A 26,523-nucleotide genomic window follows, 5' to 3' on the forward strand; every position below is an offset into this window, starting at 1 on the left:
TTTTTATCAGACAAAGAATGAGCGTACCCATTCATCATCACTTTTTTCCAATGCATCATAGCTGCCTTCGGCATGAATGATACCATCTTTTAAAATTATGATCCTGTCGCCGGTAAGTTTGGCGCAGGCCATATCATGCGTAATAATAACCGATGCTGTTTTATATTTTTTCTGCATGGCCAATATCAGTTCACTGATCTCCCGTGATGTGATCGTATCCAGGCCGGTAGTAGGTTCATCATACAAAATGATCTCTGGTTTTAAGATCAATGTGCGTGCCAGGCCTACCCTTTTGCGCATGCCGCCCGATAATTCGGAAGGCATTTTATCAATGGCTTCTACCAGGCCTACATTATCCAAAGCTTCGGTTACCGTTGCATTCACTTCTTCTGCAGATAATTTTTTAAAATGCCTTTTTAAAGGGAATTCTAAATTTTGCCGTACCGTCATTGAATCATATAATGCAGCATTTTGAAAAAGAAATCCTATCCTTACCCTTATCGCATTCAATTCGGTATTGGTTAAATTACTGATATCGGTGCCAAATACTTTTATTTCTCCTTTATCGGCAGTAACCAAACCTACCATGCATTTTATAGTTACCGATTTACCTGAACCGGATTTACCGAGTATCACCAAATTTTCGGCTTTGTCTACATAAAGATCAACACCTTTAAGTATATCGTTATCCTTACCAAAAGATTTGTACAGGCCCTTAATACTGATTACCGGCGTGCCGGTACCGGCAATATTATTTTCTTTTATATCGGTTTCTTCCTGCAGCATATTATTATTTTAAAAGAAAAGATCGGTTACCTGTACGGCCAGCATATCAATGATAAATATGGTAAGCGAAGCCGCCACCACAGCAGAGTTGGCAGCTTTACCAACACTTTCGGTACCACTGGCTGCATTAAATCCTTTATAACAACCGATCATACCAATAAAAAAGCCAAAGAAAAATGTTTTAATAGTTGCCGGAATAATATCTAAAAAAGAAAGTGATTCCAGCACCTGCGCAAAATAGCGGAAGAGGTTTACATCGCTGTGAATATTAATGCCGGCATAGCCGCCTAAAATTCCCACCCCATCTGCAAATACTACTAAAAGCGGCACCATTAAAGTGGTAGCCAGTATTCTTGTAACCACCAGGTATTTGTAGGGATTAACTGCAGATACTTCCATGGCATCAATCTGTTCGGTTACTTTCATCGAGCCTAATTCGGCACCGATACCAGATGCGATTTTACCGGCACATATCAATGCTGTGATCACCGGTGCAATTTCTCTTATCAACGATAAGGCCACCATCCCGGGCAACCACGATTCTGCACCAAACTCCGCCAATGTAGGCCTTGATTGTAATGTAAGTACCAGGCCCATGATGAATCCTGTAATGGCTACCAGTGGTAAAGATTTATAACCAATAAGAAAACATTGCCTGAAGAATTCTTTTATTTCGAAAGGAGGTTTTAAAACTTCTTTAAAAAAACGGCTTGTAAAAAGGGTAACATCGCCTGCATCGTTAAATAAATTTCTTATGTAAGTAGCCAAAGTTTCATTGTTTTTGTGCGGAGATGAGTGTTATAAATGCCTGGTTCCTGCAGTTGCTGTCTGCATTAAAGAGCAATTATTTTTTAGTGCCCTGTAAATTCATGCTAAGGTTAGTGTAAAGGAACCCGGATTTTTTATTTTGTGAAAAATACAAATTTTCGTTTTTGCTGCTGTCAGCCCGGTGCTGTGTTTTTGCCGGATAAGTTACAGTGCTTATTGTTTTATCAACTGATTTTATTTTTTCTCCGAATTGTAGCGGCGAAGCTGAATAACTGAAAATAAAAATTATTGATGTTATTTGAAAAGCTGTTCCCAAACTTTCCATAGTGATCCTTTTCATTTTTTTATTTGTTAGTTTGTTTTAAGGCCATACACAAAGGTGGGCCTATTACGCCCTGGTGACATTACAAAACTTTTACTTTATGTTACATCATTCACACATTTTGCAAAAGCGATATACCGCATTTGCTTTACAGGTATCCAATTACAGATCTTGATTTGGAAGGCTACCTTTAAAAAATACAACAGCAGATCGCCACTTTTTTAAATATGGCTCTTCATTACTTTTTTTCTTGTAAATAAAGAAAGCTACCATTTAGCCGGATTGCTCCTGCTAAACGGTAGCTTTTCATAAAGAGCAGCGCATTAAAGCCCTGCAAGTAATTTGTGTAATTCTTCTTTAGTTTTGCCCAGCTTTACCTGGAGCTTACCCAACATTTCTTCTTTTTTACCTTCTGCAAACATCAGGTCATTATCGGTAAGTGTTGCAAATTTTTGTTTAAGCTTTCCTTTTTGTTCGTTCCAGCTTCCTTTTATTTCTGTCGTGTTCATTTTTTTAATTTAGATATGATTGAATTTTCATAATGCAAAGTTGCCACTTTTTGCGTGACATGATATTACACAATTACGGATAGTATTTGTATCATTCACATGCAGCGTTTAAAAAACGGCCTGTTCATTCACCACACTTGTAACTTCCATCAGCAGGTCTTTTTTACCTGCATTGATCAACTCCAGTTCGCATGTAATGCTGATCTCATCTCCTACCACCAAACCTCCTGCTTCCATAGTATTATTCCAGGTAAGCTCCCAGTCGCTTCTCTTAATTTTCCCGGTTACTGTAAATCCTGCCTTTTCATTACCCCAGGGATCTTTTACAATGCCACCAAATTCTACATTTAGTTTTACATTTTTAGTAATGCCTTTCATGGTTAATGCTCCCCATAAATCACGGTGCCCTTTTTCATCGGGCTGTTGCATTGTACTTGCGGTAAATGTTATTTGTTTGTGATGCTCCACATCAAAGAAGTCAGCGCTTTTTAAATGTTCGTCTCTTTTTTCATCACCGGTGGTTATTGATGCCGTATCTATCCAAAGATCAATTTGTGCTGTTGTAAAATCTTTCCCTGTAGTGTAAATATTTGCATCAAATATTCTGAAGCTGCCTTTTACATGAGCTATCATTAAATGCCTTACTTTAAAGGCAATTTCGCTATGGCCCGTATCTACCGTCCATTTTGTTTCGTTTGTCATCGTAATAAATTTATTTTTTTTTAAAATTATTTCAGATCAGGTATTAGTTTAAATACCTTCTCAAAATCCATGCAATGGTTTCGTGCTGTTCCATCAAACCAGTTAAAAAATCTGCGGTACCGGCATCTTTATTTTTTTCGGTACAGTCATCAATGTCCTTACGCAACCGGATGATCACCATCTCATGATCTTCCAATAGTTCTTTAATGGTATCTTTTGTGGATTCATATTTTCCGGGATGCTCTTTAACAGCAGAAAGCGATAAAAATTCACTCATGGTACCAATTGTTTTGTGCCCCATTTTGCCAATACGTTCTGCAATTTCATCAATGGCTTCTTCCAGTTGCTTGTACTGATTTTCGTATAGTTTGTGCAGCTCCATAAAACTTTCGCCGCTAACATTCCAGTGCGCTTTTCTTGTTTTAACGTATAGGGTCATTGCGTTGGCTAAAGCTCCTGACAATAATGTGGCGCTGCCTTTTAAATTCTTTTCAGAAATTCCGATGTTGATTTTCATTCTATATATTTTATTTGTTAGTATAATTAAAGAGGAAATATTACCGGATCTTCACTACCTAAAGGTGTGTTATTTATGAGTTACGGGTATTACAGAATTCGTGGAATAAATTGTATTATTCACACATTCAGATGTTAAGACTGAGTTGCAGCAAAGCAGTGCTTAATTGGCAGTAGTATCTTTTACCGTGATCATTTTATCAGCCTTTGCTTCGGCTTTTGCTTTTTTTCTGAAAAAGCCTCTTAATAAAAAATTATGTTGCAATGCTTCCAGGTCTTCATCCAGTTTTTTGCTGGCAGTTTGCATATTTTGTAAGGTGAGTTTTACTGAATTGCCTGCTGCAGGATCGTTGAGCAACATACCCACTGCATTATCTTTCTGATTTAATTTTTCGCTGGTAGTTTTTAAATTAACTGTAAACTGTGATACAGTGGCCGCTGCATTTTGCAATTGTTGTAAAGTACCCCTGATATTTTTATACAAAACAGTATCAGAAGCCAGGTCGTTTACTGAATTGCCGGGTGTATTCAGTTTGCCTGAAAAATCCTGCAGGTTGGCCAACACATTTTTACTGTTTGCAGAAACTATTTTAAAGTTTGCAACCGTAGCTTTTAAATCCTCCATTGTGGCGCCCAGTTTTTGCGACAATGCCGGGTCGTTTACCAATGTGGCCAGCAAACCTGTACCACTGTCTATTTTTTTACTGATGCTTTTAAAATCACTCGTTATTGCCAGCAGGTTTTTATTATTGGCCTGTAAGGTAGCCATCATATCATCTGTGCCCGGCCCTTTTTCCATGGTTAAAAAATCATCTTTTTCTACCTGAGGCACAGTGCTGTCTCCGCCATAAATGATTACAATTTTATTTCCTATCAATCCATCAGAACCAATTTTTGCCATGGCATTTTTACGGATATGCGATTGAATATCTTTTTCAATACTCATGGTAACTTCTACCTGCGAATTATTGACAAAATTGATACTTTTTACTGTGCCCACCTTTACACCGGAGAACCAGATATTACTCCCTTTTATAAGCCCGCCAACATCATTAAATACAGCATGAATGGTAAATGTTTTTACAAATGTTTTTTTCTGCCCCCCTAAAGTAAAAATGGTTACTACCAGGATGGCTATGCCTATTAATATGAATATGCCAACTACTACCGGCCTGTTATTTTTCATGATTTTGATTTATCGTTAATAAAATTGTAGTCGTAAAATGATTTTACATCTGCATTGTCTGAATTAAAAATTTCTTCAAAACCTGCAGGCGTTAAAAATTTTCCGTCCAGTATCATAGTGAGTTTATCGGCTGTTGTTTTTGCACAGGTAAGATCATGCGTAATTATTATTGAAGTGGTATTGTACTCCTTTTGCACTTTCACAATCAGGTTGTTGATCTCAATACAGGTTATCGGGTCGAGCCCTGCGGTAGGCTCGTCATACAACATGATTTCTGGTTTAAGTATTAGTGTTCTTGCAATACCAATACGTTTTCTTTGCCCGCCCGAAAGTTCTGCCGGCATCTGGTTAATGGTTTGTGGTAAGCCTACATCATTTAATACCGATTCGATAGCTGCATCTACTTCCTTACTACTCAGCTTACGTTTATTTCGCACCAGCGGAAAGGCCAGGTTACCTTTTACACTCATACTATCATACAGCGCACTGTTTTGAAAAGAGAAACCGATTTTCATCCTCAGTTCCTGTAATTCTTTTTCATTTAGTTTATCCACTTCCTGCCCTAGTACCGTCACAGTGCCGCTATCCTGTTTCAACAATCCTGAAATTATTTTTATTAAAACAGATTTGCCTGATCCTGAACGGCCGAGCACAGCGATATTCTCTCCTTTTAAAATATCAATATCAATACCATTGAGCACAATAAGGTTATCAAAAGATTTTTTTAATCCTTTTACAGCAATCACTGTTTCTTTATTATTTGCAGGTACCGGCGTATTTTCCATTGCGCTGTTATAATAACTATCTTATTGCGTTTACAAATTGAACGATCACCATTTCTTCTACAAAAATCATAAACATTGAAAGCACCACGGCTGTATTGGCCGACCGGCCCACACCCTGTGTACCATTTTTTGCATAGTAGCCCTGGTAACAACCGGCTATGCCAATAGTAAAACCATAACAGGCCGCTTTAAAAATGGATGAAATAATATCGAGAAAAGAAATTGTTTTAAAGGCACTGTTAAAAAATGCAGTGAAACTGGTAAGTTCATTCTGATGAATGTTTAAGTAGGCGCCCAGCATTCCTATCAACCCGGTGTAAATTACCAATATGGGCAACATAAAGGTGATGGCAAGCACACGGGTAACCACTAAAAATTTAAATGGATTGGTGCCTGATACTTCCATTGCATCTATCTGTTCGGTTACTTTCATGGAGCCCAGCTCTGCTCCCATATTAGAACCCACTTTACCTGCTGCAATTAATGCCGTAACCAATGGCGCCAGCGCCCTTATAACAGCAATGGATATTAATGAAGGCAGCCATGAAGTAGCGCCAAATTCTGCCAATGAAGGGCGGGATTGTTTGGTAAAAACCAGCCCGGTAATAAAACCCGTTAAAGATACCAGTGGCAGCGAACGGTAGCCCACATCATAACATTGATTGATGATCTCCTTAAATTCAAACGGTGGCGAAAATACCTGCCTGAAAAAACGTTTGATAAAGATGTATACATTATAGATCCCTGAAAAAAAGGAATCTACCTTTTTGGAAATAAAAGATTTTTTTTGGGGAATAGCTTCTGTATTATCTGAACCAGGCTTCATTTATAGTTTTTATTTAGAGGGTGCCCTGCCTTAACACCGATGCTTTTTACTTACGTTATTGTATTGATGTATTTATAAAAGATTGTACGCAACTAAATTGGCTTTCTTTGGGCAATTAAGCGTTACATGATTTGTAAAATAACTTACATCATTCCCACTTTTAGTTTTATTAATGAAGATTTTCAGTTGCAATCATCCGGGTTAGCGGTGGTTTGATTTGCCGGACACTTTTTACTGTTGAAAATATTTGTCAGCCATTGCAAGGGCTGCTGAGAAAGCAGGGGATAAATAAAGCAGTGCCGCCGATCATCGTACCGGCATAGGAATATTGCTACCGGTAATCGCCTACCTGCTTCTCAATAATTTCTTTAAATGTACAGCAAGGAATTCCAGTTGTTTCTGGGCTTCCATACTGTACGGTTTATTCAGTTGTTTTTCCATCAAACTGTTCTTCGCTCTTTTCTGCTTCTTCTTTTGTTGAATGTATAGTACCATCCTGGTGATTGGGTGGCCCGTAAATGGTGTACATTTTAAGTACTACAATACCGGTGTTGATCACATTGTGTTTTGCGCCTGCCGGTACAACAATCACATCACCTTCTCTTACGGTATATTCGTTATCATCAATAGTACATTTTCCTGATCCGCTTTCAAACCTGAAGAACTGGTCATTGTTTTGATGTACTTCTTCTCCGATTGCTTCTCCGCCTTTTAAACTCATCAATACCAGCTGCAAATTTTTGCCGGTGTATACTACTTTGCGAAAATCTTCATTTTCTAAAGTTTCTTTTTCTATATCAGCTTTGTATCCCTTCATATTTATTTTTTGCCGGTTAGTGTTGTTACAAGCAATTGGGCAACCGATGCAGAGGAAGCCGGATTCTGCCCTGTAATCAATAGTCCGTCCTGTTGCGTATAATCGCTCCAGTCTGCTCCTTTACTGTAATGCGCACCCAGTTTTTTTAATTCCGCTTCCAATAAAAACGGTACCACTTTTGTTAAGCCTACCGCTTCCTCTTCTGTATCCGAAAAGCCGGTTACTTTTTTCCCTTTCACTAATGGTTCACCATTTTCGGCTTTAACATTTACTAATGCAGCCGGTGCATGACAAACAAAGGCTACCGGTTTTTGAGTGTTATAAAAATGTTCAATTAATTGAATTGAATTTTTATCGTTTGTTAAATCCCATAACGGGCCATGCCCGCCGGGATAAAAGACAGCGTCGTAATCAGCAGCTTTTATATCACTGAGTTTTACAGTGTTGGCAACCTTGTCTATGGCTTCCATATCGCCGTAAAATCTTTTTGTATCAGGGGTTTGCGCCGCAGCAACTTCACTTTTAGGATCAACCGGGGGTTGCCCTCCCAATGGTGAAGCAATAGTTATTGAGGCCCCGGCATCTGCCAGTACATAATAAGGCGCCGCAAATTCTTCTACCCAAAAGCCGGTTTTTTCACCGGTATCTCCCAAAGCACTATGAGAGGTTAATACCATTAATATGTTCATACATTTTATTTTTAGCAGGTTTATTAAATTATTTTCAGGCTTATAAAGATGAGGTACAGCAATCGCTTTAGTATTACAGAATTTAGAAAATAAGTTGCATCATTCACACATTTGCCTGCGCAAACAGTACCGTTTTTAATCATAGTTTTTCTTCTTCCTTTTCTTTTTTTAATGCCTCGATCAATTCGTCGTGTTCCCGGGTCAATTCAATAATTTCATTTTCCGTTTTTCGCTCGGCACCAATTACCGCATTACTGGCAGTATCGTGTGATGCCACCAACTCATTTATTTTTAAATGTAATGAGCCGGAAAACCGGTTGAAAGATTTTTGAATGATGAATAAACTCAAAAAGGTAATACTGAGAATAATATCGCCAATGCAGGCGTGAAGGCCCTGCTTATAAAATGCCTTTTCGGAAAGCCAGAATATTACCAGGCAAAGCGCAATAATAAAAGTAAGAGAATTACCGAGTATAGTAGTTGCTTTGGAAGTGAGTTTTTCAAAAAGCCGTTCCAGGAATAAATATATATTTTTCATTGCAAGGTATTTTATAAAAATAAAAACTGTGAGTCCAAGCAAAATGCCTGTCTTTCAGAGACAGGCATTTTGCAATAATTCTATAACTTTCAATCCCTGCCATTCTTAGCATCTTTATCTGCTTTGGCCTGGTGCTTTGCTTTTCTGACAGGATGTTTTACACCCTGATTTTGCAGGTTCTCTCCCTGGCGGTGAATACTTTTGCGGTGACGCTTTACTTCCCTGCGATGCCTTACGGCAGCTTTTGCCCAGAGGTGCGTAACATCGTTACCCATTTCTTTACGGTCTGCTTTTTTATCTTTGATGGTACCTTTAAGTACTTTTTCATCACTGCTTTGAGATAGTGCGGTGGTGCTGATGAGTGCACCAATCAAAAAGAACATTACAAATTTTTTCATGTCGTTTTTTTAAAATGATTACTGGTAATAAACAGTAGGTAAAGATGAAGCAATTTACGGCAGCAGGTATTATACCATTCTTTACATAAATTGTATCATTCACACTTTGTCAGCGGGAGAAAAAATTATAACCACTGAACCAGTTATAACCACTGATCAAAACTACGCTTCTTCTTTCTTTGTGGGAATTATAAAAAGCGGCGTGGTAGTATGGTGCAATACTTTTTCTGTAACACTACCCATCACAATAGATTCCAGCCATTTGCGGCTATGCGACCCAATAACGATCACATCAGCATTTTGTTCTTTGGCGGCAGCTATAATAGAATCAGGAATATCGCCTTCTTTTACCAGTGTTTCTATAGCAGTGTCATCCAGGTGCTCTTTAGACCTGTCCAGGAATTCCTGTGATGCTTTTTTTAAATTATCAATGATATCCGGTTCTGAAAAATTAATATCTACATAACCACCAAAACCCATTACCGGTGCATAGGCGGTAGAAGAATAATACGCCGGTTCTGCAATTACATGTAACAATATCACTTTAGCACCCAGTGCTTTTGCCAATGCGGCTCCGGCTGCTGCTACTTTTTCTGCTGTAGGATCGTAATCCAAAGCAATTAATACTGTTTTCATCTTTTAGTATTTTAAGTTTTAAATTCATTACCCCTTATCTTCATCAAGATCATTATGGTTATCACCACCGAGGCTGTAATGATTATTTTCTTCATCTTCACTACCAATAATTTCTTCGTCATCATCCAATTCAGCTCCGGGTATATCAAGGTCGTTGCCAAAGGGATCTTCTTTAAAATCCTTTTCATTTCCTGCGTCAGGATCTTTTTCATTAGGCGCTTTTAATGCTGTAATATCTTCCGGATCAATATCCTGCTCTTCTTTTGCTTTGTTGTAAATATCCTCACTTGCAGGATAAACGGGAATGCCTTCAAAAGCAAGTTGCTCATCTGTTGTAGCAGTACGCCCCGGTATTTTAATATTGCCTGGTTTCTTTTCCATAGTTGTATTTTAAAGTTACCATTAATTGGTGGAAAAATATTCTCTTACAAAAGCATGCTGCTGGTTCTCCGACATTTTATCGGCCTGCTTTATCTCAATTTTTATTTTATCAAAATGATGATCCTTCTTTAAAACATTGAATAATTCTGTTTTGGCATTGGTTGGGCCAAACAAAACCACATCCTGGTAATTCAATATCACTTCTCCCAATTGCTTATAATAAGCAGCCTGTTCCTGTTGCTCTTTGTGGTGCATCACTTTCTGGCCTTTTTCCATGCTCTCTTCTTTTACGTCGTGTGTAAAAGGTGAGGCAATTGTTTTTGAACCTTCTGCCGCATTTTCAAATTCCATTAAATGTGCATTGGAATGATCCATCCATATACCTAATTTCTTTGTTGTTGTCATGTTGTTGTTTAATTAAATGTGCTGACGAATTGTATTAAGCCTATTAGTTTTTTTTGTTTTTACCAATCACAAGAACTATGATGCCTGCAGCTATCAACACCCCGCCTGCAATTGGCGGCCATTGAATAGCGTGGTCTTTTTCTTTAGTAATTTGTATTGGCCCTGCATCCACCACTTTTTCCCGGGTAGTAAAATTAAACCCCGTAAATGCTATCATAATTATTCCAATTACAATCAGCGCAAATCCCGCTATTTTTTGCATAGGTTAATTTTTAATTTTATTGGTCAGTACTGTTATGACTCAGGCTGTATTTATTTACCAGGTCGGTTAAAGAATCGTAATATTCCTGTAGTTTTTTAATATTCATTTCAGGGTTATCCGTATCGGGTATTGTAACCGGCATTTCGTTGAGGTACTTATTTAATTCAGGAAAATTTTCCTGTATCTTCATAGTAAGTTTTACTATAGCATCATTCAGCTCAGCTTCCGTTTTCATCAATACAATAATTTAAAGTGAATTATATTTTACATTACTGATCAGGTATGCATATTTTGCAGAGAGCTTAAAAGGCCAAAAACTTTTAACAACCATACTACCACTACAATTACCACCACTACATTCAGGATGTTTTTGATCTTGCGATCCATAGGTATGTAGGTATTTACTAACCAGAGTAATACACCTACAACAATTAAAATAATTATGATGTTAAGGATGGGCATAAAAAGAATGTGTTTATTGTGAACAGTAAAGATGAGCTGCTTAAGCTACATATCTGTTACACAATTGCCCAATTAAGTTGCAATATTCCCACTTTTGTCTGAAAGGATTCCGGGGTGCAAAAACTACATTCTTTCCATATACCAGTTCAGTTCTTTTTCCATTTTTTTATAGCTGAAAATAGTGGTGATAATTTTTTGCAGGCGCATAAAAGCGGTCTCGCTTTTCACTACATAATCCACTGCCCGGTGGTGCATGCAGTTGATGGCCACCTCAATTTTATCCTGGGATGATAACATGATCACAGGTATATCAGGGTTGAGTGCTTTGATCCTGTCTAATGTTTCAATGCCATTCATTACATTTTTAACCACACCATCCAGGTGATAATCCAAAACGATCACATCGGGGTTGGTGGCAAGCTGCTCCAGGCAAAATTCGCCTGTTGCAAAAGTGTCTACTATAAAATCGGCGTGTGATAAAAATTCAATTTCCAGTAATTTTAAAAACACCGCATCATCATCCACCAAAAAAATTTTTATTTTTTCATTTTTCATGAGTTACCTTTTTTAATTGTGTTCAACTCTTCTGCCAGTTCCATACATGCCTGTGTACAGATATTTTCAAGCTGTAAGATCATATCGGTTATACCTTCTGCCTGCTTTTGTGTGCTGGCAAATTCCTGTACTTTTTTTGCCATAATTTCAAAATCAGTACTGATACCCATTATTGAAAAAGAAGGGATCATTTTATGCACTGCTGCATATAAACCATTCCAGTCCTGGTTCTCCATACCTTGTTTCATGGCAGATATTAATGGCGGTGTTTGCTCCAGGTATAATGATATCATTTCCATCATCAACGCAGGGTTGGATTTGGTGCGGTGCAGCAAATAATCCAGGTCGATACATTTTATTTTTTTTGTTGCAGGACTTTCAATTTCCTCGGGTGCTTTTACAAACGGCGGTTTCTTTACCAGCCCTACTATTTTACTGTACAGCAACCTTTCGTCTACCGGCTTGGCTATATAATCGTTCATGCCAACATCTTTACATTTTGCCAGGTCTACCGTAGTTACATCTGCCGTTAATGCAATGATGGGAATTTTGGAATGCATGGTATTGCGAATATATTCTGTGGCTTCAAAACCATTCATCTCCGGCATTTGCAGGTCCATTAAAATAACATCGTAATCTTTGCTTTGCAGTTTTTCTATTGCAATTTTTCCATTGGCTGCAATATCTCTTTCAAAGCCAAAATCATCCAATAATGTTTTCATCAGCAGCTGGTTCAGTGCAATATCCTCCACTACCAATACCTTAATATTTTTTATTTCTTCGTCCAGTTGAGTTAGCAGAATTTCCGGTTCTGCTATATCGGTTGTTTTTTGAAAACTTAATATAAAACTAAAAACAGAACCTTCATCCGGTTTACTTTGCACAGTAATAGTACCGCCTTGTGCTTCTACCAATTGCTTTACAATAGCAAGCCCTAAACCGGTTCCGCCATACAATCTTGATGTACCGCTGGATGCCTGCTGAAAATTTTCGAATATCGTTTCTATTTTATTTTCCGAAATGCCAATGCCGGTATCTGCAACTGAAAATTCGATGGTTACCTTGTGCTCATCTTCACTGATCATTTTTATGTTCACCACAATTTTCCCTTTGGAAGTAAACTTCACGGCATTACTTACCAGGTTTAAAATGATCTGGTGTAACCTTACAGGATCTCCTACCAATACTTCGGGAATAGTATGATCGTATTGTTTCACCAATTCTAAATTCTTTTCCTGGATTTTAGTTTCAAATAAATGCAACATCGCCGAAATGGATAAGGCCATTTTAAAAGGCGTGGCTTCAAATACCATTTTACCGGCATCTACTTTTGCAAGGTCAAGAATATCGTTGATGAGAACGATCAATGCGTCGCCGCTCATTTTAATGGCCGTTAGATACTCTTTTTGTTTTGCAGTAAGATCTGTCTTCAACACCACTTTAGTAAACCCGATGATCGCATTCATCGGCGTTCTTATTTCGTGGCTCATGTTAGATAAGAACTGTTGCTTGGCCTTTACTGCATCTACGGCAATCCTTGTGGCACTCTCTGCCTTGCTTTTGGCGTCCTCTGCAAGAATGGTAGCCAACTCGGCAAATATTTTTGCTTCTATTAATTCATTCTCAATAATCTTCTGTTCGGTTATATCCCTTGCTACCACTACCGCACCAATTACCTGCCCCTCTTCGTCTTTATATACCGACCCGTTAAATAATACTTCGGTAAATTTATGGTCTGTTATAGTTAACGGATAGTCTGTTACAAATCCCTTTTCAAAAACCTGTTCATAACCTTCCTTTGCTTTCTGTGGCTCTGTAAAATATTTTATGAATTCGGTTCCTGTTAGTTGTTCTCTTGCAACGCCGGTGATATTCACTGATGCTTCATTGGCATCTGTAATTTTACCTTCGGCACTGATGGTAAACAAGGGGTCACGACTGGCTTCAATTAAACTACGTGAATATTTAGATAATAATTTTGATGCGTCGTGTAATTTTCTTTCCTGTGTTATATCCAGCAGGGTATTGATAGCACCTGTAAAATTTCCCTGGTTATCAAATATAGCCTGTGGATTACAGATCACATTGGAACGGCTGCCATCCGGCCTTTCCAATATCATTTCAACAACAGGAATACTACGTTTTTCCCTGATGGTTATTGCCATCGGGCAACTATCTGAGGGTATAAACTCGCCTTCAATAGAAAAAGTTTTCCAGGTACCACTCCACCGCTGTTTACCTGTTTCCGGTTTATAGCCCCAGAGTTTTTCAGCAACTTTGTTGTATACTTTTATATAACCATTCTCATCGCAGGTGTACACTGCAACAGGCAGGTTCTCAATCAGGCTTCTTAAATTGATCTCACTTTCCACTACTTTCGCACTGGCAATCTTTCTTTTTTCTTTTTCCTTGCTTTCATGTACCAGTTCTATATCTGCAAGTACTAATTCGGCAGCTCTTTTCTCTTTCTCCCCGGTTTGAAATAAAAGCTCTGTGTTTGCGATACCTAATTCCGTTGCCCTTTTTTCTTTTTCACCATCCTGAAATTGTAATTCTTTATTGGCAATGCCCAGCTCTGCTACCCGCTTTCCCTTCTCTATTTTTTGAAAGGCTAATTCATTACGCACCATAGCCAGCTCTGCAGCCAGTTTATTTTTTTCTTCTTTTTCCAGTAAGAGTTCTTTACGAAGAAGCAGTAACGCTTCGTTTTGCGGATCTTTTATTTCAGCCATATATATGCAGCTATAAATTTTAGGTATGCTAATTCAAAATTTCTTCAGCCGGCGATTCCCGTTTATTTCTTAATTGCTTAAAATGAGAAGGCGAAAGGCCGGTCACTTTTTTAAACTGGTTAGATAAATGTGCCACACTGCTGTAATTCATCTTCCACGCAATCTCAGTAATATTCAGTTCGCCGTATATCATCAGTTCTTTTATACGCTCCACTTTATGCCCGATCACAAATTGTTCAATAGTAGCTCCCTGTACTTCCGAAAAAAGATTGGCGAGGGAATTATAATCCTGTTGCAGCTTTTCGGTGAGGTAAACAGAAAAATTTATTTTTACCAGTTCATCCGATTGATACACCATTTCGATAACCGCCTGTTTTATCTTATCTATCAATACCGCTTTCCTGTCATCCATTAATTCGAGGCCCGACTTCAACAGCATACCTTTCAATGTATCCAATTGCATTGCAGAAAGTGTTTCCATTATATCCACTTCCCCGAGGTCTACTATTATAAAATGCAGGCCGAGCTCTTTCAGCGCTTCTTTAACCACCGCCTTGCAACGGTTACTCATCATGTATTTAATGTGAAGTTTCAAATGTTATTCTTTATGAAGCATGATATACAAAGATGAATTTCATTCCACCGCATTAGTTACACAATTACCGGAAACAGTTACACAATTCACACATTATTTGCTTTTGCGCTTTTTAAGCTGTTTGAAATAAGTAGGTGATAAACCGGTAATTTTTTTAAATTGACTGGAAAGATGTGAAACGCTGCTATAATGCAGCATATTGCTTATCTGGATAAGGCTCAACTCGTCATATAAAAGCAATTCTTTCACCTTTTCCACTTTGTGTATGATGATATACTGTTCAATTGTAATACCAGTGGCTTCGGAAAAAATTGTAGAGAGTTTTGAGTAATTATAGTTGAGCTTTTTACTGATGAACGCTGATTTTTTCATGTCGGGTAATTCATCGGCATAATGTATCATCTCTATTATCACAGCTTTTATCTTTTCAACCAGCATGGCATTTTTATCATACATCAGCTCCAGCCCCGATTGTAACAAAGCTTTCTTTAACTGATCGTACGCTGTTTCGGTGATTTCTTCGTCAATCTCCACTTCTCCCAGGTCTATCGATCCATAACGCAATCCCAGCTTATCCAGCTCTGTTTTAACCACCATTTTGCAGCGGATACTAACCATGTATTTAATGTAGAGTTTCAAAATTTTTCAGGATAATAATTCAAATTGATTTTGTGTATACAATAGATTGCCGGCAAGCTTTGCAGCTTTTATAAAATATCAGTGCCGTATTTTTTAATGAAATATGAATGATGTATTTATTCTTCGTACCCGCTTTTTATAACAGTGGATAACATTTTAAATTGCTCGTTGGCATTAAAGCAATACCTGGAATGGGCCGGAATTACAATTCCTTCTCCTAATTTAAGGTTGAATTTCTTTTCATTGATCACCACCTCGGCGGCGCCGTCAATAATCTGGATATAATTATCAAAAGGAGAAGTCTTTTCCGCCAGCTCCTCTCCTTCATCAAAAGACGAAACCGTTACATTACCTGTTGATTTTTTGATAATGGTTTTACTTAACACACTGTTGGGTACGTATTCAATTATTTCAACAATAATATGCGCTTTAGCTTTTTCTATTTCACCATTTATTGGCATAGTATTTTTTTTACTTACAAAAAACTTTTTGCAAAGCAAAGGTGAAGGTAATTTTGAAAAAGTATTTACAGAATAGAAGAAATAACTTGCATCTTTCACACATTATCAATGGCTGTTTGCCGCTTATCCCGTAATTTTTTAAAGAAAGAAGGTGTGAGTCCGGTTATTTTTTTAAACTGGTTAGAAAGGTGGGCTACACTGCTGTAGTTAAGCTGGTAGGCTATTTCGGTAAGGTTGTGGCCGCTGTATAAAAGCATTTCCTTTACCCGTTCAATTTTATGGATGATGATGAAGTGTTCTATAGTAGTACCCGTTGCTTCCGAAAAAAGAGCCGCTAAGGAACTGTATTCGTGCTGGAGTTTTTCGCTTATGTATGCAGAGTTTTTTATATCAGGCAATTCATCTGTATAATGTACCATTTCAATAACCAGGCTCTTAACCTTTTCAATCAGCAAGGCATTTTTATCGTACATCAGCTCCAGTCCGGATCTGGCTAATGCAGTTTTTAATTCATCATATTCTGCAGCACTCATCAATTCCTTTACTTCCACTTCGCCCAGGTCTACTGCGCCGTAATGCAACCCCATTTTATCCAGCTCTGCTTTAACCACCATTTTGCAACGGATGCTGACCATGTATTTGATAAAGAGTTTCAATGTTGTTTATGTTGTGCTGCTAATCCTCGTAACCGCTTTTAATAATAGTGGATATCATTTTAAATTGCTGGTTGGCATTAAAGCAATGGGTACAATGTGCAGGGATAATGATGCCTTCCCCTAAATTCAGCTGGTATACTTTTTTATCCATGATCAGTTCCGCAGCGCCGTCAATGATCTGTATATAATTATCAAAAGGAGAAGTCTTTTCCGGCAATTCCTCCCCTGCATCAAATGCAGAAGCGGTAATATTTCCCGTAGTTCTTTTAATAATGGTTTTGCTTAATACTGCATTAGGAATGTACTCAATGATCTCTACAATAATGTGTGCTTTGGCTTTTTCAATTTCGTTTGTATCCATGTAATTGATTTATAAATTTATCAGGGGCATTTAATTAACGATCACAGATTTTCCAGTGCACTGCGTTTTTTATGCTTCAACGATTTAAAATAAGAAGGTGTTAAGCCGGTTATTTTTTTAAACTGGTGCGATAAGTGCGCCACACTGCTGTAATGCATTTTCCTGGCAATTTCAGTAAGGTTCAATTCGTCGTAAATGATCAGTTCTTTTACTCTTTCTATTTTATGCAGGATAATAAACTGTTCAATGGTAGTGGCTTCCGTTTCCGAAAACAGGTTAGCAAGGTAGGTATAATCGTAGTTGAGCTTTTCGCTCAGGAAATCAGAAAAATTTGTTTTGGGCAGATCATCAGAATAATGGATCATCTCAATGATCACCCCTTTTACCTTTTCAATAAGGATAGATTTCTTATCATCCAGTAACTGCAACCCCGATTGCAGCAATGCCGTTTGTATCAGCCCTCTTTGTTCGGGTGTAATGTTTTCCATTATCTCTACTTCACCCAAATTGACTGTAGTGTAGTGTAACCCGAGTTTTTTTAATTCCTCCTTCACCAGCATTTTACAGCGGATGCTTACCATGTATTTGATGTAAAGCTTCAATTTTATTCGGGTTGTAGTATATAAAGACCTTTGTTATAAAGCGGAAAATGGTTTTGCACCGTTTGCCATCAACATCAAAACAAAAACAGACCGGGTAAAACTACGCAACTTTGGCTGTGTAAACTAATATCTGCGGCCATTAAAACAGGAATTGCCTGTTTTTAATGCCGGTATACAATAAAACTTTGTTATACTGCATATTACTCTTAAATCATTCCGTATAATGATTGTTATCAGTGATTGCATTAACAAGGTAAATAAATGATACACTCAAAAATGATTACAACTTATTGCAGCATGGCTTTAAGCCTGGGATAAAACTCTTCAAACACCGCTTTCCTTGCCTCCTCCGCGTTGGTAGAAGCTGTGAGTTTTAAATAAGTAATCGTTCCTTTTGCGTCAAGTATGATACTGGTGGGAAATCCATTGTTTTGATTCAGCCTGTAGCAATCCTCAAAACTTATCGGTACAATTGTATACTGCATCCGGTGTTCCCCGGCCACTTCATCTATTTTATCCTGCCTCTCGTAAGTAAAAGAGATAAATTCAAAACGGCTGTTGTCTCTTAATGAATCATACAATTCATTCAACGCATCCATTTCGGCAATACAGGGGGCACAACTGGCAAACCAGAAATTGATAAACACAATCTTCCCGGTTAAATTTTTATTCGTAAATTTTTCATTCCGGTAAGTGGCGGCAAACAACGGGAATGGCTTTCCTATTGCCAGCAGAGCACGTCGCTGTAATGCCATTGAAAATGAAGAATCCTGCCTGGGAGATGTTTTAGTTGCAATAGTTTGTTGTGCAGACAAACTACTGGTTAAACAAATAAGTACAGCAACCATCAAAGATTTCATAATCCCTCTTTTTAGCTACAGGGTTAATTGCCTTTCCAAACGTTATTGGCAAAATTCATATCGGGAAACACTTTAGCCGCATCAATCTCTACTGTTTTTAATTCTTCTGTAGTAGGAAGTTTTACTTTCCATATTGCAGTGTTATTCCATATCTCTACCGGCAATTTCAACATGCCTTTTGTGCCACTCTTTGTTTCGTAGCTGATGTTTACAGGCATTGCCATTTCATCAAGGTTGGCAATGGTAACAATGGCGCCGTTGGCGGCAATATCTTTTTCGTATTTAACCGATACAATAGATTGATCAAGCCTGTAATTTTCCAGGAACCATGCTTTCCAGAACCAGGCAAGATCCTCTCCTGCCGCATTCTCCATGGTTCTGAAAAAATCCCATGGTGTGGGATGTTTAAATGCCCAGCGGTTGATATAGGTTCTGAATGCATAATCAAAACGGTCTGGCCCAAGGATTTCATTGCGCAATAATTCCAAACCATAACCCGGTTTAAAATACAATGCAATACCGATGTTTCCTTCTTTCATTGCATCGGGGGTTAAAAAAACCGGCTCCGTACGTTCGTTAAACATATACCCTGCTGTTCCTTCCATGTTAGTAGGATCGCCTTTGTATTCACCTTTATTAAAATCCTGGTTAGCCAACGAGTTAATGAATGTATTGAAACCCTCATCCATCCAGCCATAGCGGCGTTCGTTACTGCCTACAATCATTGGAAACCAGGTATGCCCGAATTCATGATCCGTTACACCAAACAACCCGGCTTCAGTGGCTTTATTACCACAAAAAACAATACCCGGATATTCCATTCCGCCTACATTACTGGCCACATTCGTAGCCACAGGGTAAGGAAATTCGTACCAGCGTTTACTGTAGTTTTCAATACTTCCCTTGGTATATTCTGTTGCCCTGCCCCATGCTTTTTTGCCATTACTCTCGGCCGGGTATACACTCATGGCCAAACAATTTTTGCCACTGGGTAAATTTATTTTAGCCGCATCCCATATAAAACTTTTTGATGAAGCCCATGCTGCATCTCTTGCATTGGTGATCTTATATTTCCAGGTAAGTGTGGTACCTGCCGGCCTTGATGCAGGATCAGTAACTTCTTTCTCTGTTCTTATCATTACTGTTTTATCACTTTTCTTTGCTTCTTCCAGCCTGGCAACCTGTGTTGCTGTTAATACTTCAGCTGCATTTTGTAATTCGCCGCTGCAAACCACAATATGGCTTGCCGGTGCGGTAATGGCAACATCAAAATCGCCATATTCTAAATAAAATTCACTTGGCCCCAGGTAGGGATCAGTATTCCATCCCCGTACATCATCAAACACACACATTTTAGGGTACCATTGTGCCACCGTAAAAATATCGCCGTTCTTTGTTTTTAAAATACCACAGCGGTCGGCACCATATTCCGGTAACGTAAAGGAGAAATCTATTTTTAACCTGATCACATCTCCGCCGGGCTTAACGGGAGTGCGTAAACGAACCTGCATCCTGGTATCAGTAATGATATAATTTACCGGGCTGCCATCTTCATATTTAACACTGGTTATTTTATCGCCACCACTGAACGCACTTTTGCTGTCGCCGTAGCGGCTGCGGCTGTCGATGGGCATGCGTGCCTGCCCACGGCTGTCTTTATTAAATAAATTCTGCTCTAACTGCAGCCATAAAAATGGCAGTACATGCGGACTGTTATTTTTATAGGTAATAGTTACACTGCCGCTTATTTCGTGTGTTACATCATTTAGTGAAGCGCTGATCTGGTAGTCGGCTTTATTTTGCCAATATCCAACATTAGGCTCGCCGGTGGCAGCCCTGCTGATGGTGCCGCCTACAGGATAAAATGTTGGAGAGAATAATGCATGAGGATCATATTTGGTATCAACCCCCGGTTCAGACTGGGCAAGAGTTGCCGTACTGCAAATGACTAAACAAATAAGAGAGAGCAATAATTTTTGCATGAGCTTTATTTTATACAATGAAGATAGATAAAACAAGCTTATTGTTGTAACCGTATATATAAATTAAACAATAGCGGCACTCATCTATTGCCAGTCTTCCAGGTATTTTTTACCGGTTTCTTTAATTGTGGGATCGTCTTCAGTGTGATTAGGTATAAGCATCATTTCTTTAAGTAATGCTATGGCTTTGGTATCCTGGTTATTTCTATGGTAGGCTTTTGCCAATTCCAGGTAGTTTAAAATAAAACCCGAAGTAAGGGCTTTGGATTTTTCAAAAGCAGCAATGCTTTCTTTTAATGACGAAGGCGGAAAGCCACCGTAAAAAACTTTTACTGCTGCCCTCTCTACCATATTAAGGTTACTGATCTCGTAATGCCAGCGCCCCAGTACATGCCAGGCTAAAAAATTAGAAGGATTGCTTTTAATAGCTGCTTCCACATACTTCTTCAGGTCTTTTGCCGATGCTACTTTTTCTTTTCCCGATTTGGTTAAAGTACTTCTGCCCAGCATAATGGCCATGGAAGTATTGGCTTCTGAATTTGTGGAATCGATAGTTAATGCAGTTTGGGCATATATTCTTGCGGCAGTATAATAATCATCTCTTACTTTGGTATTGGTTTGGCGTTGCCCGATGCGGCTGCATAATTCGCTGCTTTTGCTTAATGCATGCAAATGCGTGGGGCGCACTTTCAGTGCTTCTTTAAATTTTGCCAGTGCCGCTTTTTCATCGGGTACAGCTTCTAACCTGTCGGCCTCTTTAATAAGCGCATCTATATCCTGCGAAGCAGCACTTAAAAAAGTAAAGATCGAAATAAGGAATACATAAAGCAATTTCATTCTAAAAATCTTTTTTATAACTCACTCCAACCGAACCTGTAAAATTGGGAATAGGAGGATGTTCTTTTTTTATATTGATATTGATTGATGTAATACGCTGGTCATAGGCATATATCTTTTCCGCCAGATCCTGTGCCACGGTTTCTAAAAGAGCAGTTGGTATATGCATCTGCTGCTTTATAATATCATAAATTTTTACGTAGTTGATCGTTTGATGTAAGGCCGTTACAGTAGCTTCTGTAGCAGTAAATGTCACATCTGCATTTACCTCATAATCGTTACCTAAAATACTTTCTTCTTCATGTACACCATGAAAGGAGAAGAACCGCAAATGGTGAAGATGAATGGTAAACATGAATTAATGAATAATTTTTCAATTTGCAGGCATTCTTAATAATTAAAAAGATAACTGGTTAAAAACATTATCCATTATTAATTTATCAATTATACCTTACCTAGTGTAGTCCTTTCTCACTCAGGTAACGTTCCGCATCCAGCGCTGCCATACAACCACTGCCTGCTGCTGTTACTGCCTGGCGGTAAATTTTATCCTGTACATCGCCACTGGCAAATACACCTTCAATATTGGTTTTAGAACTACCCGGAATGGTTTTGATATACCCGGCATCATCCATATCTATCCAGCCTTTAAAAATATCACTGTTAGGCTGGTGCCCTATCGCCACAAAAAATGCACTCACCGGAATTTCGGTGGTTGCCCCGGTCTGATTATTCTTAATGCGTACTGCTTCTACTTTTTTATCGCCTAAAATTTCATCTGTTTCGCTGTGCCAGTTAACTTTTATGTTAGCGGTTTTTAAAACCCTTTCCTGCATTACTTTGCTCGCTCTCATTTCTCCTTTACGAACGATCATGTGTACTACCGAGCAAATTTTAGAAAGATATAAAGCTTCTTCTGCAGCAGTATCTCCTGCACCAATGATCGCTACTTCTTTTCCTTTAAAGAAAAATCCATCGCACACTGCACAGGCACTTACGCCATAGCCATTCAGCCTTTGTTCGCTGGGCAAACCCAGCCATTTGGCGCTTGCACCTGTAGATATGATCACCGAGTCAGCCTCTATCCATTTCTCTTCATCAATTTCCACCTTTAAAGGCCTTGCAGAAAAATCAACTTTAGTAGCCAATCCATAACGGATATCTGCGCCCATCCTCTTGGCCTGGTTTTCAAAATGCACCATCATATCCGGCCCCTGTATGCCTTCGGGGTAGCCGGGATAGTTTTCCACTTCTGTTGTGATGGTTAATTGCCCTCCGGGCTGAATACCCTGGTATAAAACCGGGTTTAAGCCTGCCCTTGATGCATAAATTGCTGCTGTATAACCTGCCGGACCCGATCCTATTATTAAACAATGTACTTTTTCGTTATCCATAATTTTTTCTATAAGGATCACAAATTTACAGGATAATTGGTAATTATTATGTCGGCGTTTTTACATGCCCATAAAAAAAGGTTCCAACGCTTTTGGCATTGGAACCTCTCTTTAAATATGATCAGGTTACAAACTATTCTTTAACCAGCTTCACACTTTGGCCATCGGCCAGCCTTAACACATACACACCTTTCTGATAAGCGCTGATGTCTAAAGTAGTAACAGTTTGCGTAATATTTATAGTTTGCAAAATCTTACCGCTGATATCACTTAATGAAGCCGTTGTACGCAACAGGTTCTTATCAGTGATATTTACTGTAACCTTGTCCTGTGCAGGATTAGGGTATACTGTAATAGTAATGCCCTTACCATTCTTAACCAATACAATATCGCTGTAAGTAAAGCTTCCGTTAATATCCACCATTTTTAAACGGTAGTAATATACCGGCGGAAGATTTGCAGAAAGATTATCAGCATATTGATAATTTTTTACACTGCTGCTGTTGCCATTGCTGTAAATTTTTGAAACAGGTGTAAAATTGGTACCATCCTCACTTCTCAAAAGTTCAAAATATTTACTGTTGATTTCGGACGCTGTAGACCATTGCAGCAGGTTAGCACCTGTTGATTTACTTACGCTAAAGCTAAGCAGGTTAACCGGTAAAACCGCAAGTGCAGTAATGGTATTAGAAAAAGCACCCTGGCCGGTAACAGAAGTTTTATCTGCCGAAACCCTGTAATAGTAATTGGTACTGGCTGTTAACCCTGTAACGGCTAAAGAATTGGTACCAAAAGCAACGTTGAAAGGTGAGCCTGCTACGGGGCTGCTGAAATCTATGGTAGATGATACTTCAACGGTATAACTATTTACTGTTCCCAGTACAGGTGCATTCCAGTTGGCTGTAAAGCCTGTAAAACCACCGGTGATGTTGGTTGCTGCTGTAGCCGTTGGTATAACCATTGCGTAGCTTTCAACCCAGTTACTGGTAGCGCCGGTAAGTGCAAAATTGGTTAATGTAGCAGTATACGCATTTGCGCTGCCATCAGGTAAACTGGTTAATCCTGTATTGGTTCCGCCTGCGGTGCCAATATCAAAATTATAATAGGCCTGCAGGTTAGCCGGTACAGATGCTGCGGTACTTACCATATCTGCCTGTATATTGGCTTGTGTAAGTGCAACATTGTATACCCTCAGTTCATCCATTGAGCCTTTCCAGGAATAAGTTTGCACACCCAATCCTCCTCCTCCCAACCCGGTATCATCAAAGCCGCCGATAAGATTTTGTCCGCTGGCTGATGCAGGTACTGCACCATTTGTAGCAGCTAAAACGCCATTCCTGTATAGCTTCATGGTGTTGGTAGCCGCATCATAAGTTACTGCCACATGCTCCCAACGGTTAGTTGTAAACGGAACTGCATCAACAATATCATAGTTAGTGCCATCAAAATTATTTGCTACGTGAATTTTACCGGCCTCTACCCAAAATCCGTCTTTGGAGGACAATATATTTTCCACATCAATATTATTGGCTGATGTATACAGTACCCAGGCTTCTTTGGTATAGCTGGAGCCTGCTGTATAAAAACCGCCGGCCGGGCCTGCAATGGCATAATCATCGCCGCCGTCAAAACTTAACCCATTTACAGGTTGTGCGTTACTGATAGTAGCAACACTGATGCTGAGAAAAAAAAGGCATGAAAATTTTGACAAAAAAAGTGTAAGATTTTTTTTCATAGACAAAGTTTAAAGTGTAAGGTTTGTTATATAAAATTACATTTTTTATTTAAAAAACGTTATTAATTATTTGCTCTTAACCATTGCTTAAAATTATGTTGCGTTTATAAATTGTGTGATGCTGCTGCATTGCCGTTGTGGGTTGAAGGATATTCACTTTAAGTGCCCCAATATTTATGCCATAATTAATTTGCCTGAAAAACCTGATGGGTTATACAGCATAGTAATTTTACGATACCTCCCTTTTAAAATGCCTGTAGAAAAAAAGCCCCGGTACCTGTTTGTACCGGGGCTTTTTTTTCAACTTTTATTTTATACAATAAAACTTATTCTTTCACAAATTTTATGCTTTCGTCATTAGAAAGTCTTAAAACATACACACCCTTCTGGTAACTGCTGATGTTGATGGTAGTTGCGGTTTGTGTAATGTTTATAGTCTGCAATAATTTACCACTGATGTCGCTCAGTGATGCAGTGGTACGCAACAGGTTTTTGTCGGTAATATTTACAATCACTTTTTCCTGTGCAGGATTAGGGTATATTGTAATGCTACCTCCTTTAGTGTTCTTAATTAATACAATATCGCTGTAAATATAACTGGCGTTAATATCCACCATTTTTAAGCGGTAGTAATAAATTGGTGCCGGGTTTGCAGCAAGTGCATCAGCATACTGGTAATTTTTTACACTGCTGCTGTTTCCATTGCTGTTAACATTTGCAATTGTTGTAAAGTTTCTGCCATCTTCACTTCTCTGCAACTCAAAATATTTACTGTTTACTTCTGATGCTGTTGACCACAACAACTGGTTGCTGCCATTGGTTTTGCTTACATTAAAGCTAAGCAGGTTAACAGGTAATACAGCCAATGTGGTAACAGTAATCACGTTAGAGAAAGCGCCCTGGTTAGCAAAACCCGCTTTATCTGCAGAAACTCTGTAGTAATAAGTAGTGTTAGGATTTAAGCCTGATACTGTAAAAGAATTGGTGCCAAAGGGAACATAAAAAGGCGCTGCAATAAGCCTGCTGAAATCAATAGTATCTGAAACCTCCATACGAAACTGGTCAACAAATCCTGATCCGAAAACCGGGTTAGACCAGTTTGCCTGGAAACTGTTGGTAAGTACGGTGGTAGCGGCATTGCCCACTGGTACAATCATTGCATAACTGCCTACCCAGTTACTGGTAGCACCGGTGTTTGCAAAATTTACTAATGCGCCGTCATTTCCGTTACCGCTTAAATCGGTTAAAGTATTTAAACCGGCATTATTGCCTTCTGCAACACCATTGTTAAAATTATAATGCGCCAGCAGGTTAGCAGGAACAGCCGGTGTCGGGCTTACCATATCTGCCTGTATCTGCGCTTGTGTAAGCGCAATATTGTAAATACGTATCTCATCCATAGCACCGGTAAAAAAATAATCCACCTGGCCGGCATCAGTATCAAAAAAGCAACCGATATAATTCTGCCCGCTTGCAGAAGTAAATGGTACCGCAGTATTAACATCAACTAAAACACCATTGTGGTACATCTTCATGGTAGATACACCATCAAAAGTTACTGCCATATGCACCCAGTGATTGTTTTCTAATTTCTGGGGATTAATAACATCATAATGCTCCTGGTTAGGAATGATATAATCATTTGAGGCATTTACATGCTGATCGTATTCAATAAAGAAAGGGTCTTTGGAAGAAATAATATTTTCGGCAGTAAACCAGTTGCCTTTTAATATCCACGCTTCTTTAGTATAGGCGCCACCAGCTGTATATAACCCTGCTGCCGGGCCAATTACCACGTGGTCATTAATACCGTCAAAATTTAAGGCATTACCCTGCGCATTGGTTTTTGAAGTAAGAGAAAAGAAAAGAACGATGGTAAGAATAAATTTAAAGTTCGCCTGCAAGCTTGTAGACTTTTGTTTCATGTAAGAAAGGTTTATAAGGTTTAATGTAAAAACTGTTTTATTTTTTAAAAATATAAATTAATTGCCAAATGATACCAGCCTTATAGTAAAGGGAATTATTATTAGATGGTACGGATTTGGTAAGCTGAATTAGCTACACAGTTTTATCGGGAGTACCACAAATATATATATATTATTGAAAGAATTAAATTTTGCGGTAGC

General features: G+C 38.6%; 34 protein-coding genes. All 34 read right to left on the bottom strand.

Annotation, left to right across the window (positions count from 1 at the left end; all coding sequences use genetic code 11):
- Positions 1-6: 6 nt before the first annotated feature.
- The 34 genes from ACYVM0_RS03515 to ACYVM0_RS03680 all read right to left on the bottom strand — a co-directional run bounded on the left by ACYVM0_RS03515 (position 7) and on the right by ACYVM0_RS03680 (position 26,322).
- Complete coding sequence (locus ACYVM0_RS03515; protein WP_460552543.1) at positions 7-786, bottom strand: ABC transporter ATP-binding protein; 780 nt, start codon at positions 784-786, stop codon at positions 7-9.
- Between the two features lie 9 nt (positions 787-795).
- Positions 796-1,554 (bottom strand): MlaE family ABC transporter permease, encoded by a 759-nt coding sequence (locus tag ACYVM0_RS03520; protein ID WP_460552546.1) that lies wholly within the window; start codon positions 1,552-1,554, stop codon positions 796-798.
- Between the two features lie 76 nt (positions 1,555-1,630).
- On the bottom strand, positions 1,631-1,894 hold the full coding sequence (locus tag ACYVM0_RS03525; protein WP_460552549.1) for a hypothetical protein: 264 nt from the start codon (positions 1,892-1,894) through the stop codon (positions 1,631-1,633).
- A 305-nt stretch (positions 1,895-2,199) separates the two neighbouring features.
- Positions 2,200-2,385 carry a CsbD family protein gene (locus ACYVM0_RS03530; protein ID WP_460552552.1) on the bottom strand — a complete coding sequence of 62 codons (186 nt, stop codon included), beginning with the start codon at positions 2,383-2,385 and terminating at the stop codon, positions 2,200-2,202.
- 108 nt (positions 2,386-2,493) lie between these two features.
- The gene (locus ACYVM0_RS03535; RefSeq protein ID WP_460552554.1) at positions 2,494-3,087 is read right to left on the bottom strand and encodes a YceI family protein; all 594 of its coding nucleotides are present in this window, start codon (positions 3,085-3,087) and stop codon (positions 2,494-2,496) included.
- 43 nt (positions 3,088-3,130) lie between these two features.
- Positions 3,131-3,604, bottom strand: a complete 474-nt coding sequence (locus ACYVM0_RS03540) for a Dps family protein (RefSeq protein ID WP_460552557.1) — start codon at positions 3,602-3,604, stop codon at positions 3,131-3,133.
- 162 nt (positions 3,605-3,766) lie between these two features.
- Positions 3,767-4,789, bottom strand: coding sequence for an MlaD family protein (locus ACYVM0_RS03545; RefSeq protein WP_460552560.1), 1,023 nt, complete (start codon positions 4,787-4,789; stop codon positions 3,767-3,769).
- Positions 4,786-5,574 (bottom strand): ABC transporter ATP-binding protein, encoded by a 789-nt coding sequence (locus ACYVM0_RS03550; RefSeq protein ID WP_460552563.1) that lies wholly within the window; start codon positions 5,572-5,574, stop codon positions 4,786-4,788. Before ACYVM0_RS03550 ends, ACYVM0_RS03545 begins: the two co-directional genes overlap by 4 nt.
- A 16-nt stretch (positions 5,575-5,590) precedes the next feature.
- Positions 5,591-6,400, bottom strand: a complete 810-nt coding sequence (locus tag ACYVM0_RS03555; RefSeq protein ID WP_460552566.1) for an MlaE family ABC transporter permease — start codon at positions 6,398-6,400, stop codon at positions 5,591-5,593.
- A gap of 421 nt (positions 6,401-6,821) precedes the next feature.
- The gene (locus tag ACYVM0_RS03560) at positions 6,822-7,217 is read right to left on the bottom strand and encodes a cupin domain-containing protein (RefSeq protein ID WP_460552569.1); all 396 of its coding nucleotides are present in this window, start codon (positions 7,215-7,217) and stop codon (positions 6,822-6,824) included.
- A gap of 2 nt (positions 7,218-7,219) precedes the next feature.
- Positions 7,220-7,906, bottom strand: coding sequence for a type 1 glutamine amidotransferase domain-containing protein (locus ACYVM0_RS03565; protein ID WP_460552572.1), 687 nt, complete (start codon positions 7,904-7,906; stop codon positions 7,220-7,222).
- Positions 7,907-8,045: 139 nt separating this feature from the next.
- Positions 8,046-8,444 (bottom strand): low affinity iron permease family protein, encoded by a 399-nt coding sequence (locus ACYVM0_RS03570; protein WP_460552575.1) that lies wholly within the window; start codon positions 8,442-8,444, stop codon positions 8,046-8,048.
- Between the two features lie 89 nt (positions 8,445-8,533).
- Complete coding sequence (locus ACYVM0_RS03575) at positions 8,534-8,842, bottom strand: hypothetical protein (RefSeq protein WP_460552577.1); 309 nt, start codon at positions 8,840-8,842, stop codon at positions 8,534-8,536.
- 162 nt (positions 8,843-9,004) lie between these two features.
- Positions 9,005-9,478 (bottom strand): universal stress protein, encoded by a 474-nt coding sequence (locus ACYVM0_RS03580; protein ID WP_460552580.1) that lies wholly within the window; start codon positions 9,476-9,478, stop codon positions 9,005-9,007.
- Between the two features lie 27 nt (positions 9,479-9,505).
- Positions 9,506-9,859 (bottom strand): hypothetical protein, encoded by a 354-nt coding sequence (locus ACYVM0_RS03585; protein WP_460552583.1) that lies wholly within the window; start codon positions 9,857-9,859, stop codon positions 9,506-9,508.
- Positions 9,860-9,880: 21 nt separating this feature from the next.
- Complete coding sequence (locus ACYVM0_RS03590; protein ID WP_460552586.1) at positions 9,881-10,264, bottom strand: hypothetical protein; 384 nt, start codon at positions 10,262-10,264, stop codon at positions 9,881-9,883.
- 43 nt (positions 10,265-10,307) lie between these two features.
- The gene (locus ACYVM0_RS03595; RefSeq protein WP_460552589.1) at positions 10,308-10,526 is read right to left on the bottom strand and encodes a hypothetical protein; all 219 of its coding nucleotides are present in this window, start codon (positions 10,524-10,526) and stop codon (positions 10,308-10,310) included.
- Between the two features lie 16 nt (positions 10,527-10,542).
- Positions 10,543-10,761 carry a hypothetical protein gene (locus tag ACYVM0_RS03600; RefSeq protein ID WP_460552592.1) on the bottom strand — a complete coding sequence of 73 codons (219 nt, stop codon included), beginning with the start codon at positions 10,759-10,761 and terminating at the stop codon, positions 10,543-10,545.
- Positions 10,762-10,802: 41 nt separating this feature from the next.
- On the bottom strand, positions 10,803-10,988 hold the full coding sequence (locus tag ACYVM0_RS03605; RefSeq protein ID WP_430988699.1) for a Thivi_2564 family membrane protein: 186 nt from the start codon (positions 10,986-10,988) through the stop codon (positions 10,803-10,805).
- Positions 10,989-11,111: 123 nt separating this feature from the next.
- Entirely contained in the window at positions 11,112-11,543 is a 432-nt protein-coding gene (locus tag ACYVM0_RS03610) for a DNA-binding transcriptional response regulator (RefSeq protein WP_460552596.1), read from the bottom strand.
- Positions 11,540-14,275 carry an ATP-binding protein gene (locus tag ACYVM0_RS03615; protein ID WP_460552599.1) on the bottom strand — a complete coding sequence of 912 codons (2,736 nt, stop codon included), beginning with the start codon at positions 14,273-14,275 and terminating at the stop codon, positions 11,540-11,542. Before ACYVM0_RS03615 ends, ACYVM0_RS03610 begins: the two co-directional genes overlap by 4 nt.
- A 28-nt stretch (positions 14,276-14,303) precedes the next feature.
- Positions 14,304-14,870, bottom strand: a complete 567-nt coding sequence (locus ACYVM0_RS03620; protein ID WP_460552602.1) for a helix-turn-helix domain-containing protein — start codon at positions 14,868-14,870, stop codon at positions 14,304-14,306.
- Between the two features lie 93 nt (positions 14,871-14,963).
- Positions 14,964-15,509, bottom strand: a complete 546-nt coding sequence (locus ACYVM0_RS03625; RefSeq protein WP_460552605.1) for a helix-turn-helix domain-containing protein — start codon at positions 15,507-15,509, stop codon at positions 14,964-14,966.
- Between the two features lie 116 nt (positions 15,510-15,625).
- Positions 15,626-15,970: a cupin domain-containing protein gene (locus ACYVM0_RS03630; RefSeq protein ID WP_460552608.1), complete on the bottom strand. Its 345-nt coding sequence runs from the start codon at positions 15,968-15,970 to the stop codon at positions 15,626-15,628.
- A gap of 95 nt (positions 15,971-16,065) precedes the next feature.
- Positions 16,066-16,626: a helix-turn-helix domain-containing protein gene (locus ACYVM0_RS03635; protein WP_460552611.1), complete on the bottom strand. Its 561-nt coding sequence runs from the start codon at positions 16,624-16,626 to the stop codon at positions 16,066-16,068.
- 19 nt (positions 16,627-16,645) lie between these two features.
- Entirely contained in the window at positions 16,646-16,987 is a 342-nt protein-coding gene (locus ACYVM0_RS03640; protein ID WP_460552614.1) for a cupin domain-containing protein, read from the bottom strand.
- 41 nt (positions 16,988-17,028) lie between these two features.
- Positions 17,029-17,589, bottom strand: coding sequence for a helix-turn-helix domain-containing protein (locus ACYVM0_RS03645; protein ID WP_460552617.1), 561 nt, complete (start codon positions 17,587-17,589; stop codon positions 17,029-17,031).
- Positions 17,590-17,876: 287 nt separating this feature from the next.
- Positions 17,877-18,449, bottom strand: coding sequence for a TlpA family protein disulfide reductase (locus tag ACYVM0_RS03650; RefSeq protein ID WP_460552620.1), 573 nt, complete (start codon positions 18,447-18,449; stop codon positions 17,877-17,879).
- Positions 18,450-18,472: 23 nt separating this feature from the next.
- The gene (locus tag ACYVM0_RS03655) at positions 18,473-20,431 is read right to left on the bottom strand and encodes a M1 family metallopeptidase (protein ID WP_460552623.1); all 1,959 of its coding nucleotides are present in this window, start codon (positions 20,429-20,431) and stop codon (positions 18,473-18,475) included.
- A gap of 84 nt (positions 20,432-20,515) precedes the next feature.
- The gene (locus ACYVM0_RS03660) at positions 20,516-21,268 is read right to left on the bottom strand and encodes a tetratricopeptide repeat protein (RefSeq protein WP_460552626.1); all 753 of its coding nucleotides are present in this window, start codon (positions 21,266-21,268) and stop codon (positions 20,516-20,518) included.
- A 1-nt stretch (position 21,269) separates the two neighbouring features.
- Positions 21,270-21,623: a dihydroneopterin aldolase gene (gene folB, locus ACYVM0_RS03665; protein WP_460552629.1), complete on the bottom strand. Its 354-nt coding sequence runs from the start codon at positions 21,621-21,623 to the stop codon at positions 21,270-21,272.
- A gap of 100 nt (positions 21,624-21,723) precedes the next feature.
- The gene (gene trxB / locus ACYVM0_RS03670; RefSeq protein ID WP_460552632.1) at positions 21,724-22,662 is read right to left on the bottom strand and encodes an NAD(P)/FAD-dependent oxidoreductase; all 939 of its coding nucleotides are present in this window, start codon (positions 22,660-22,662) and stop codon (positions 21,724-21,726) included.
- 133 nt (positions 22,663-22,795) lie between these two features.
- On the bottom strand, positions 22,796-24,397 hold the full coding sequence (locus ACYVM0_RS03675) for a LamG-like jellyroll fold domain-containing protein (RefSeq protein WP_460552635.1): 1,602 nt from the start codon (positions 24,395-24,397) through the stop codon (positions 22,796-22,798).
- Between the two features lie 326 nt (positions 24,398-24,723).
- Positions 24,724-26,322 (bottom strand): LamG-like jellyroll fold domain-containing protein, encoded by a 1,599-nt coding sequence (locus ACYVM0_RS03680; RefSeq protein ID WP_460552638.1) that lies wholly within the window; start codon positions 26,320-26,322, stop codon positions 24,724-24,726.
- Positions 26,323-26,523 lie beyond the last annotated feature (201 nt).

Source organism: Ferruginibacter profundus (genome assembly GCF_054783275.1).